Origin of the sequence: Polaribacter sp. BAL334, from assembly GCF_015767435.1 — a bacterium.
Lineage (GTDB): Bacteria > Bacteroidota > Bacteroidia > Flavobacteriales > Flavobacteriaceae > Polaribacter.
In genome coordinates this window covers 204020-217122 of the sequence record NZ_JADWOV010000317.1, presented here as the reverse complement: position 1 = coordinate 217122, position 13103 = coordinate 204020, and the positions used below count along the sequence as shown (strand labels likewise).

The 13103-nt window shown below is 30.7% G+C and carries 6 protein-coding genes; 2 read left to right on the top strand and 4 right to left on the bottom strand.

Annotated elements, in window-relative coordinates:
* Positions 1 to 502 precede the first annotated feature (502 nt).
* Positions 503 to 2455 (top strand): glycoside hydrolase family 36 protein, encoded by a 1953-nt coding sequence (locus IU405_RS12820; protein WP_197439010.1) that lies wholly within the window; start codon positions 503 to 505, stop codon positions 2453 to 2455.
* Between the two features lie 117 nt (positions 2456 to 2572).
* Positions 2573 to 6694 (top strand): two-component regulator propeller domain-containing protein, encoded by a 4122-nt coding sequence (locus IU405_RS12815; RefSeq protein WP_197439009.1) that lies wholly within the window; start codon positions 2573 to 2575, stop codon positions 6692 to 6694.
* 193 nt (positions 6695 to 6887) lie between these two features.
* On the opposite strand, the gene IU405_RS12810 is transcribed toward IU405_RS12815, so the two are convergent.
* The 4 genes from IU405_RS12810 to IU405_RS12795 form a co-directional block, all read right to left on the bottom strand.
* Entirely contained in the window at positions 6888 to 8381 is a 1494-nt protein-coding gene (locus IU405_RS12810; protein ID WP_197439008.1) for an arylsulfatase, read from the bottom strand.
* A 12-nt stretch (positions 8382 to 8393) separates the two neighbouring features.
* Positions 8394 to 9935, bottom strand: a complete 1542-nt coding sequence (locus IU405_RS12805; RefSeq protein ID WP_197439007.1) for a sulfatase family protein — start codon at positions 9933 to 9935, stop codon at positions 8394 to 8396.
* 250 nt (positions 9936 to 10185) lie between these two features.
* The gene (locus IU405_RS12800; RefSeq protein WP_197439006.1) at positions 10186 to 11343 is read right to left on the bottom strand and encodes an aldose epimerase family protein; all 1158 of its coding nucleotides are present in this window, start codon (positions 11341 to 11343) and stop codon (positions 10186 to 10188) included.
* A gap of 1 nt (position 11344) precedes the next feature.
* Positions 11345 to 13099 (bottom strand): T9SS C-terminal target domain-containing protein, encoded by a 1755-nt coding sequence (locus tag IU405_RS12795; RefSeq protein ID WP_197439005.1) that lies wholly within the window; start codon positions 13097 to 13099, stop codon positions 11345 to 11347.
* Positions 13100 to 13103 lie beyond the last annotated feature (4 nt).

Below are 13103 nucleotides of genomic sequence, written 5' to 3'. Positions count from 1 at the left end.
TATTATTAAGAATTGTGAAAACAAACATTCATTTGACATGATTTTTTAAACATTTATTATCCATTTACCGCATAGTACTTATGATACTTTTAAGAAAATAGCCTCAATAGTGTTCTTAAATAATGTTTATCCAAACAAATTTACAGTTTAGTTTATATTATAGATGTTGAATAAGTTTCAAATACCCTGCTAAAATGTGTCAACACTTAATTTAATGCCTAAAAAAATTAAAATCCTCTATTTTTTTATAAAGCCTGTTTTGAATTTGTTTACAATGTTCTCTAAAAAACCATAAAATAAGCAAGTTATTATTATGTTTCAATTTACACACATCATTTCTTATAAACTAAAAATGTTTTTGTTTTGAAATATTGTTTTGGTATGTGTTATTTATTAATTCTTGTGTTTTGATTTCAATTGAAACAAAACAGCATAATTATTGAAACTTTATCAACCTATAAAAAAATAATTTACTCCCGAAATTTGATAAAAGTTTAAAAGCATGTCGCATTTTTTAAGAAATTTAATTTTACTGTCATTATTATTGTTCATCCTTCAAAACTGCACCAGCAAAAAAGAAGAACAAATTGATGTTACTTTGTTCACAAAAAAAAACAATATTTCTTCAAAAGTAGAAATTACGAATGACTATAATGGGCAAAAATATTTGCAAATTTCATTCACTAATAAGGGTGATAATACAGATTATCTTGACTCTGTAAGTGTTGTTATTAGCCCTCCTAAAGGAGTTTCAAATAATACCAAACTTATCTTTGGAGGAACTTGCATGGGAAGAACTCCTATCAGTCAAACAATTGTAACAGATCAGCTTAGTAAGAGTGATACTTACCAAATGTTGGAACTTGGAAAAAATCAATATTCATTCACAGGAATCCTAACATGGAATACTTTCTTACCCTATCTTTTTTACGACCTTAAAAAAGGAATTATCGTAAAAGCAAATGGTGAGGGAAAACCCTTAAAACCAGGAGAAACCATTGAATTTGAAAAAATACTTTTAGATTCTAATAGCTCTTGGCAAGATTTATTGTTCAAATATGGGGAAGAAATTGCAAAAGAACATGACATAGAACCCAAAGAGCCTTTGCAATTAAAAGGATGGTCTACATGGGATTATTATGGACGAGTATTTGACACAAAAGATGTTATTAAAAATATTGATCAACTTACTTTAGATGCGAAAGACGCAAATATCATTCAAATAGATGGTGGTTGGTGGACAAATAGAGGTGATTATTTAAGTGTTCGCGATAATTTACAAGGTGGTATGAAAGCGATCGCAGAGTATGCAAAATCAAAAGGATATAGGGCAGGCATTCATTTGGATGGTTTTAGAGCTGACATAAAATCAGATCTATATAAATCAAATCCTGATTGGTTTTTGAAAGATCAAGATGGTGAAGTAATCTGCTATTCCATAGACAAAGGAGATACTTTTATGGAATATATTTATTTTGATTACTCCAACCCTGCTGTTTGTGCTTATATGAAAAACGTTTTAAAAACCATCCGTACAGAATGGGGTTTCAGCTATTTTAAAATTGATTTTATGCGTTATGGGCTTTTAGAGAGTATTCTTGAAGAGCATGGTGTCAACAATAAAATTAACACAAAGCCAGTTACCAAAATCTTATCTTTCAATAATAATATGACCAGTGTTGAGAGAACTCGTGCTGGATTGAAAGCCATGCGTGAAGGTATTGATGAAGATTTCTTCCTTGCTTGTTCTTCAATTTTTGGGCCCACACTCGGTATTGTAGATGGTTTAAGAACGGGCCAAGATATTAGTCCAACTTTTGATTATTACAAAGCAACCTCTTTTCAAAACGCTGGTAATTTTTATTTAAACCATACTGTTGTTCAAAATGATGCTGACTATTTAGTTGTAAGAAATAGTAAAGATGAAGAGCCAGAGCGTGCTTGGGGAAAAACAAAATTTGGAGGCACTACCACTTTAAACGAAGCCGAAATGTGGAGTAATTATATATCACTTTTTGGAGGTATAAAAATTAGTAGTGATAATTTAATTACTTTAAGGGATGAGCGAAAAAAGTTAATTACAAACGCCTTTAAATACAACACAGCAAGACGTTTTATTCCTCTTGATTTGTGGGATCATGCAATGACAAAAGATGATAATTTTAATATTATGCTTGCTGAAAATATTGATGGTGTATATTTGGCATTATTTAATTGGGATGATAAACAACAACAATTTTTACTTGATGGATTTGGCAAATCAAAAATATTAAACCCTGATTCACAAAAAGAATATACCTTTACTAAAGGAAAACTAAATATCAACTTACAAAAACGAAGCTCAATTATCCTAAAGATTGAAGGCGGAGATTTTGATGTATTGCGAAAATCTTTACACAATAAATCTTATACTAAAAATTCAGAAATTGTAAACATTGCAGAAACTTTGAATTAATAATTTTCTTATTAAATTATTATATTGAGTAAAAGCTATAATATAATATATTCGTATTTTATTATGGCTTTCTGTAAAATCTAATTTTTTTTTTAAAACTTCAATAACAACCATTTAATGATTCGAATTTTAGTTGCTTTATTTTTACTTATTTCTTCTTCTCTCTTTTACGGACAAGAAGAAATTATCAATGTTAAGAATATTGACAATAAGCAAGGACTATCTCAAAATGGAGTTACTGCTATATTTCAGGACAAAGATGGCTATATGTGGTTTGGAACTCATTATGGTCTTAACCGCTTTAACGGCATAACTATTCAGTCGTTTTATGGTGGAAATTCTTTTAAAGATCTTTGTAGCAATACTATAAATTTAATTATTCAAGACAACTCTGGTAATATTTGGGTGGGAACTCCACAAGGTATTTCGGTTTTTAACCCAATTACAGAGGAATTTTTTAACATGAGTAAATACGACTCTAAAAATAGTATTTACAGTCATAGTATAGAATCCATGAAACTTATTGATGGAAAAGTGATGCTAACAAGCTCACAAGGTCTTTGGGTTATTGATCCTGGGAAAAAGCTTTTTACCGAAAAAATTGCAAAATCTATTTGTAAAAACATAGATCTTTATAAAATTAAAACATCATTTAGTTCTCAGTCTTTAAAAATTTTTAAAAAAGATAATAATGATAGTTATTGGCTAACAACTAATAACATGGTTTTCGTTTCAAAAATTATAAATAACCAATTAATCATTATTGATGAAATTAGAATTGAAGATTCAAAGAATATTGTAATTACCTCTTTTTTTGAGGATAATTTTCGCAATTTATGGGTAGGGACAGATAACAATGGTTTATACCACTTAAAAGAACAAAAAGGAAATTATACCATCAATAAAGTATATCCTAAAAATAATACTACAGTAAACTTCTCAAGAATTACAAATATAATACAAGACCAAGACAACAATCTTGTTGTTACCTCAAGAAGTGATGGTGCTATTCTTATAGAGAAAAATAAACTCGAGAAAGAGGATTTTTCAAATATTAAAATAAATTCTATTGATTTATATAGCAAAAAAATTAAAAGTATTTACAAATCACGTGATCATACTTTATGGATTGGATCTTTAGGAAATGGTGTTTTTTATCAAAACAATTCGGGTTTAAAATTTAAAAACTATCAAATTAAAGAGCCTTCCAATTCTTCTATTATTAACAATACACGTTCAATTTCAAAAGACATATTTGGCCGACTTTGGATAGGTACGTTATTTGAAGGTCTTTATATATATGACATTACAAATCAAAAGGTCGTAAAATCGTTACTTACTAATAAATCTATTTTTGCAATCTCTGAAATTGATGATTCGCATTTATTGGTAGGAACTTCTGATGGAATGTATTTGGTAACTTTTGATAAAAACAACTTTGAAACCCAAAAATTAATTATTGATAATGAAATGCAAGATGTTGTTTTTTCAATCGCTCACGCAAAGAATAATTATTGGATTGGAACAAGAGAAAGTTTTATAAGTTTTACTCTTACTAACGATTTTAAAATTACGAATGTCATTAATTATAATGACGAGATTCCCATTAAAGTGAATGCTTTAAAAACAATTCGTGTTGTTAAATATGATGATATTCATAATATTCTTTGGATTGGGAGTCAATCAAGTGGACTTATTAAAGCTGTTTTAAATAACGATTTTTCGATCAAAGAGTTTTATGCCATAAATAGCTCATTTAGTTCAACTGAAACATTTGAATACATCTGTGATATTTTAATTGATGTAACAAATCAACTTTGGATCGGGTCTAGAGATGGTCTTATTAATATTAAATTATTACCTAAAGGTGACATTTCCGAAATAAAAAAATTTACTACAAATAATGGTTTTCCAAGTAATTTAATTCAATCTGTAAAAAGTGACACACAACAAAATTTATGGATAGGTACCAACAGAGGTTTGATAAAGTTTAATAAACAAACCTATGAGATCATTAATTATGACATTAATGATGGTATTCAAGGCTTTGAATTTTCTGAACACGCTTCATATGTAGATGCTAGTGGTGTTTTTTATTTTGGTGGTGTTAAAGGAATTACCGCGTTTTCTTCTGATTACATTGTTTATGAAGGAGTTACAGAGCCTGTAGATATCAAAGACATCATTATAAATGGTTTAAATGTAAATAACAGACGACTTATTAAAGATTCTATAGGAAGTCTTACCTTATCTCATATTGAAAATAATATAAAGTTTAATTTTATTTCACCCAATTTCATCAATCCTAAAAAACAAAAATATTTATACCGACTAAAAGGTTTTGATACAAAATGGAACACTACTGAAACAGATAAATACACTGCAGAGTACTCAAATTTACCAAAAGGAAATTATCTTTTTGAAGTAAAAACATCTGATGAAGATGGCGCTTGGATTTCTAAAAGTAGCTCTATAAATTTAAAAATTCAGCCTTCTTTTTGGATGACTTTTCCTGCCTACCTTATTTATTTGATTGTTATTTTTTCATTTATCTATGTAATTTCTACAATTACAAAAAAACGCCTTCAACGAAAAAATAAAGAACTTTTAAAAAATCAATATCATGAGCAAATGGAGAAAGTTAATGAATCTAAAATAGAGTTCTTCATTAACATTTCTCATGAAATTAGAACGCCTTTAACGCTTATTTTATGTTCTATAGAAAAACTTCTTTCAAATTTTAAATTAAACCATCAACAAGAAAAAGAAGCAAAAACAATTGACAAAAATGTACACCGAATTTTAGAACTCACCAACGAGTTGTTAGCCATACGTAAAATGGAAACAGGAAACTATAATTTAAAAGTACAATATGACGAAGTAATTCAGTTTTTTAAAAGTGCTAAAATTGCTTTTAATGGTTTGTCCAAAAAGAAAGGAATCAAACTTTCAATTTCAACACATACAGATGAATTATACCTTTGGTTTGATAAAAATGCACTCGAAAAAATCATTTATAACTTAATTTCAAATGCAATTAAATATACGAACGAAGGTGGCACCATTGATATTCAAATACAACCCTCAAAAAACAATCAGTTTTTAGAAGTTAAAGTCATTGATACTGGAATTGGAATTGATAAAAAACACGTACCCAAAATATTTAATCGTTTTTATAATAAGGGTAGTAATATTGACAGGTATGTAAGTGGGTTTGGTATTGGTTTATCGCTCACTAAATCGTTGGTTGAGTTGCATAAAGGTAATATTACAGTGGCAAGTGAATTAGATAAAGGCTCCGTTTTTACGCTAAATTTACCTTTAGATGAAAACGTATATTCTGCCGAAGAAAAAGTGGATAGAGCATTATGGGAAACCAATTTACCAAGCGTTTTAAATACTACTGAATTTGATGAAGAAGAAACAGCAGAGAATACTACTCTAGATGATGATAAAAAAACCTCAAACTCATCTAAACCAACAATTCTTTATGTTGATGATAATACAGAATTGCTCCTTAGCATCAGCAGTTTCTTTTCTGATAACTATAATGTATTTACTGCTGAAAATGGTGCAAGTGGTATTAAAATAGCCAACGAGTTGCAACCTGATATAATAATTAGTGATATTGTAATGCCTGAAATAGACGGAATTGAATTGTGTGAAACCCTTAAAAATGATATCAACACCTCTCACATTCCAATAATTTTACTAACTGCAATGGGCGATATGGAAAGTCAGTTGCATGGTGTTGAATCTGGTGCTGATTATTTTATACCTAAACCTTTTAATATTAAACTCTTAAGTTTAACAATTAAAAATATTATTGAGTCTAGAAATAAACTTAAAAATTTATTTTTAACCAATGAATATACTGATTCAACTGATATTACAACCAATTCAAAAGATAAAGAATTTATTGATGAGCTTTTAAAATATGTGAATGAACATATTGAAGAAGACAACTTAAACATTAACAATATTGCTGATGCATTTGCCATGAGTCGTTCAACCTTTTTTAGAAAAATTAAAATCTTAACAGGTACAACAGGGAAACAATTTATTGATTCTGTACGATTAAAAAAAGCAACGCATCTTTTAAAAGAATCAGATTTTAATATTTCAGAAATTGGTTATGCTGTTGGGCATTCTAATCCGCAATATTTTTCTAAGTGGTTTAAATCCTACTATAAAATTTCTCCAACAGAGTACAAATCTCAAAACAAAAAGGGAGAATAACCTTTATGTTTTTTTAGCTTACGCAATTATATTAAAATTTATTAAAAGTAAATACTAATAGTTTTATACGTAAAACAGCTATATTTAAAAAAAAATTCGGTTTCTATTTTCTATTATTTCTATCAAATGCTAAGAGAAACAACGAAAAGAAACCGAATTAACTAAATAAAAAATTTGGGGGAACTGAACTAACTTATTTTTTTATTTCAAATTCAAATTTGTATCTGTCACTTTCTTGATGCGCTTCTTTCATGTATCGATCAATCTTTTTTACAATTTCAGGATATTTCGCTGCAATATTGTTTTTTTCTCCAGGGTCAATACTTAAATCATACAATTCAATGGGTGCATTTGGATTGTTTGTCATTTCTAAACGTACTCCTTTCCAATCTCCTGTTCTAACAGCTTGCCTTCCCTTTTTTTCATGAAACTCCCAATACAAATATTCGTGCTCTTTTTGTGGTTTTCCCAATAAGGTTGGTAAAAATGAAATACCTTGACTTTCTTTTGGTGCATGAACATTCACAATATCAGCAACCGTTGCTAGAACATCCCAAAAAGCAGAAACATGATTTGTTGTAGAACCCGCTTTTACAACTGATGGCCATTGAACAATCATTGGCTCACGAATTCCACCTTCATATAAATCTCTTTTAATTCCTTTAAAAATGCCATTACTATTAAAAAATTCTGGATCTCCACCGCCTTCAGCATGAGGTCCATTATCACTAGAAAAAACAATAATCGTATTTTCTTCTAGCCCTAATTCTTTCACTTTAGCCATAATTTCTCCAACATGTCTATCCAATCGTAAAACCATTGCTGCATAAGCTGCATGAGGATTTTTTTGGGTAGCATATTCTTTAATTACAAGGTTATCATCATAATCTAATCCTTTGTCATTTTTTTTCCCTACATAAGGAACCTCTTTACCAAATTTTTCTTTTTGTTGTTTAAAAAGTTTATCTTCTGGCACAACTAATTCTGCATGCGGTAATGTTGATGGATAATATAAGAAAAACGGATTGTTTTTATTTTTTTCTAAAAAACCCAGTGCTTTTTCATGGATTACATCTGCAGAATAGGTTACTTTATTTTTCCAATCATTCCCTTTTAAAATGAACTTTTCTCTATTCTGCCATAAATGAGTTGGATAAAAACGATGTGCATAAGTTTGACAATTATAGCCAAAAAACTCATCAAATCCCTGGTTGTTTGGATCACCTTCTGAGCCAACATATCCTAAACCCCATTTTCCAAAAGCGCCTGTTGCATAGCCTTTACTTTTAAGTATTTCTGCAACTGTAATTGTTTCTGCACTCATTGGTGGTTGACCTTCATCAACATTAGGTGCTTTAGAATTATTTCTAATAGACGTTTTCCCTGTATGCTGACCACTCATTAAAGACGATCTTGATGGAGCACACACAGCTGACCCAGCATAATGTTGCGTAAATAACATCCCATTTTTTGCTAATTGATCAATATTGGGTGTATTTATTTTTTGTTGGCCATAAACAGAAAGATCTGCATACCCCAAATCATCGGCTAAAATATATATGATGTTGGGTTGTTTTGCTATTTTAGCTTTCGTTTCAACCTCTTTTTTTATTTGAGCACTGCACGAAAATAGGATACATAAAGTACCAATACTTAGGATGCTTTTAATTTTAATGTTTGACTTCATAAATAGTTGTTTTTATTTTAGTTCTACTTTTTCTACATTTTTATAATCCAATCCTCTAATAGCTTCAAAGGATTTTATCAATTCTTGCAACAATATTGGTTTTGACGCTGCTAAATTATTTTGTTGCCCTACATCATCTTTCAAATTATACAACTGAAAAACATCCGAATTTCCTATTTCTATATTTACTTCTGATAAAATTGCATTTCCTTTGTATGGAGGAATCAGTAACCAATCTCCTTTTCTGAAAGCGGTTCTTGTAGTAGCTTCAATTACCAACTCCTCTCTACCTGATTTGGTTTCTCCCATAAAAGTTGCCAACAAGTTTTGACTATCTTTAGCAGAATCTTTACTTCCAACAAGTGCAGCAATAGAATTTAATAAATCTAATTGACACACCAAAGCATCCGAAGTTGTTGCTTTAATTTTTCCTTTCCAATAGGTAATAAATGGTACACGAACTCCTGCTTCAAATAAGCTGTATTTTCCACCACGCAGAGGACCACTTGGTTTGTGATTTCCTAATTTTTCAATAGCATCATCATAATAACCATCATTTAAAACTGGGCCGTTATCACTGGTGAATATTACAAGTGTATTTTCTAAAATTCCTTCTTCTTTTAATGTTTTCATAAATTGTCCAATAGCCCAATCTGCCTCTGCAATTACATCACCTCTTGGGCCTAACTTGGTTGCACCTATAAATCGTTTGTGTGGAGTTCTTGGAACGTGAGGCTGTTGCATTGCGTAATACAAAAAGAACGGTTTTTCTTTATGATTTTTTACATAGGTTTGTGCTTTCTTCAGAAAATGATCTGCCATATCTTCATCTGTCCATTTTGCAGATTCACCACCTTTCATATAACCAATTCTTGGAATGCCATTTACTATGGAACTATTATGACCATGATGCCATTTCATTCGCAATAATTCAGGATTGTCTTTTCCTGTTGGTTGACCTTCAAAGTTTTGATCGTAATTAACTTCAATAGGATCATTTGGATCCAATCCATCCACAAAACCATTGTCAATATACACAGTTGGCACTCGGTCTTGTGTTGCAGCCATAATATACGAATACTCAAAACCCACCTGATTTGGCCCTGGTGTTACTTCTTTATTCCAATCAACAATTCCTGTTCCTAAACCCAAGTGCCATTTGCCAACGGCTCCTGTTTGATAACCCTCTTTTTTTAGCATTGTTGCAATGGTCATTTGATCTGTCCCGATTAATAAAGGCGCAGTTCCTGGCAATATTTTGGCGTCTTTATTTCGCCAAGGATACACACCCGTTAGCAAACCATATCTACTTGGTGTGCAGGTTGCAGATGTTGCATATCCGTTTGTAAAACGTACTCCTCCATTTGCTAAAGCATCAATATTTGGAGTGCTAAGTTCAGTAGCTCCATAAGAACTTAGGTCTCCATACCCTAAATCATCCAAATAAATGATTACAATATTGGGTTGTTTTTTAAATGCTTCCGTTTTCTTTTGAGCACAGCTACTAAATATGATTAATATTATTAAGGTAATTGCTGATTTTACTAACTTCATTTGTTTGTTTTTAAATAATTAAATTTCTTTCTTATACTATTTTTTATAATTATCTTTCTTTAATTCAATGTGAGAATCTGCTAGATTATTTGTTTCATTTGGATTGATTAAAAGGTTGTAAATTTCAATAGATTTTCTCAAGTATGCCTTGTTATAAAGATAGTTGTTTTCATATCGGCTTTTCTAATTGCTTGACTTTGATTTCGTTCCCAATACAAATAATCGTGTTCCTTTTGTTTGTTTTCATTCCTTAATAATGTTGGTTCAACACTGAAAATCTGTACATTGTTTTTGAATTGTATGTTTTACCTGGGTTTATAATTATTGAGAGCACATCCTTCAAATTAGGAGCATTTGGGTACTGTTGCGTTTCTAGAGCAAAAGATGCTCTGTAATTTATAGGTTTCCCATTTTTATCAATATCTGAACCATTAAAAAAATTTCCAGTAAAAAACTGAACGCAAGGGGCTGTGGTTAACACCTCCATTTTTCTTTCGCTTGTTGACTCGATTACAGTAGCTGCCAAGTTTAATTCATTCGTTTTTCTTTTATTTAGAATAAAATTATGGTCATAACCATTTCCTCTTTTTAGTTGTTGATTTGTTTCATTTGAATCAATATCTTTTCCTATTTTTTTAAGTGAAGTAAAATCAAATGGTGTGTTTTTTACGCTCATTTTTTTTGCAGGAAGATTTACTGAATCTAACGCTGTAAATAAATTCGCGTTAATTAAAAGCTCATGATTGTATATGTTTTCACTACCTGAACCGGCTAAATTAAAAAAAGCATGATTTGTTGGGTTAAAAGGTGTACTTTGATCTGTTTCTGCTTTGTAAAAAATTGACAATTCATTTTTAGCATTTAACGCATAGGTTACCTCGACACTCAAATTGCCTGGATAGCCCATTTCGCCATCCACAGATACATAGTGTAATACTAGTTCCGCATCGTTTGCTTTTTTTACCTCCCAAACTTGATTGTGAAATCCTTTTGGACCTCCATGTAAATGATTGGCTCCGTTGTTAATTGGTAAGTTGTATTCCCTTTCATTTATAGAAAACTTACCTTCTGCAATTCGATTTGCCACACGCCCTATTAAAGCGCCGTGAAAAGGTGCCTTAGCATTCAAATAGTCATCAATACTTTTAAAACCAACAACAATATCTGCTAATTCACCATTTTTATCAGGTGTTAAAATGCTTACAATTCTTCCCCCATAATTGGTGATTGCTACTTGCATCGTTTTATTTTTCAGAAAATATAAATCAACAGGTTGGCCATTCACCGTTTTTTGAAAATCTTCGGATTTTAAGAAGTTTATTAACTCACTACTTTTCTTACTATTACTGCAAGAAGTTAGTAAAATGCCACAACAAATTAAACAACCGTATATTTTTAAAAACTTCATTTTATCTTTTTATATCCACTTCAATTCCATTAAAAATATCATCTACTTTATCTGTATTGACCAAGATAAAATCTGAGCCCATCTCTCCTTTGTGATTTAATTCCATATCAGCTATATCAATAACAACAGTTTTCCATTGGTTGTCACCTTTTCCTTTTACCTCAATAGCTGTTTTTAATAATTTTCCATTGTGGTATTTTAATGCCCAAGTTGAGCCTGCATTTTTATCGAGCCAAGTAATGTTAAATTTTAAACTTTTAGGTTTTGAATCAGCAAACATCTCATCATCAAATTTAAAATACATGGTATTTTTATCAGTCGCATTTTCAAATGAACGCGCAAAACGATCGTATTTAGATGATTTTTTATCAATTTTACCACGAACTCTAAACAATCCAATAGAGGTTTCATCAGGATTGATTTGCATTAAAAATCGTTCGTAATTTCCATCTTCAATATCCCAACCAGCATCATTATATCCTTTTTGCCAGGCACGCTGATTTACTTGACCTTCCGTTACATTTTTTAAATCATCCATTTTAGCACCTCTAGCTTCATATGCTTTACAAATGTTTGTATAGCGTTCTAGGTTACCTCTATTTGCTTTTCCATATTTATCCTCAGGGAATTTTTTGGTATCCGCTGAATTTAAACCTTCATGAAATATAGAAACTGCAGCTGTTGCTGTTTTAGGATATACTTGTTGGTAATATTTATTAGTCATTCTAAAAATATCACTAATCTCTTTATGCTCATATCCATATTTTACCGCATTTTTTTGCATGTTGGTAGAAGAAATCCCTGTATTCATTCCACTCAACGCAGCCCAATAAAAACCAATTTCTTTGTTAATATTAAAAATAGGCTTACCCCAAGAAGCGTCCATTTCTGATGCCGAGAACAATTTCATCCCTTTTGGATTCACTAAATAGGGCGTCCATTGTTTTTTAAATGATTTTTCATCAGATAGATGATGTCCTCTGTTATATGCACCTCCTTTAATCCCAAAACCAATACTAGGATCAATAGTATTCATTACCCAATCTCTTACTTCGGGTTGTTTTTTCTCATCTACACCGTTAAAAATCAAAACAATCTGATGGTCAGGTACGTCATTAAAATATTTTTTGAATTGCGTAAATGATTCAATACGAAAATTTTCCCATTGCTCATTTGTGATTTTATAATCCGCATTATCAGGTTTTCCTTTATAAGGTGATTCATCACCAGTAGCCCCTGTTTTTACTTGAACAAAAGCAATACAATCAAATTTGTTTTGAGGTTGATTTCTTAAAAACAACGAAAATTGTTTAATCAACTCAAAATAATATGTTTTATGAGCCTCATTGATATAAAAAGGATAGTTTACAAATTTTTCGGCATGTTTTTCAGGCTTATCACTTGTTACTTTTACTAGTGGAACGCCATTTTCATAAATCCAAAGAGGAGAGTAGGGACCTACATCAATACTCATTTTTACAATTTTCTTGTATTTGGCTGCTTGGTCTAAAACCTTTTGAAATATTGAAAAATCAAACTTATTTGCCCCTTTTGGCTGAACATCAGACCATTTTGCAGAAACTTCAATACCCATTACAAAATCTGCTTTGGGGTCTGAATAGTCGTCAATTCCTCCTCCACGATCCCAAACGCCATAAGCACTAATTGGTACGGCTACTTTTTGAGCTTTTACTGCTTTTGGGGCAAAAAATAATGCCATTCCAAAAAAAACATACTTTATTGATTGAATTTTCATTTTT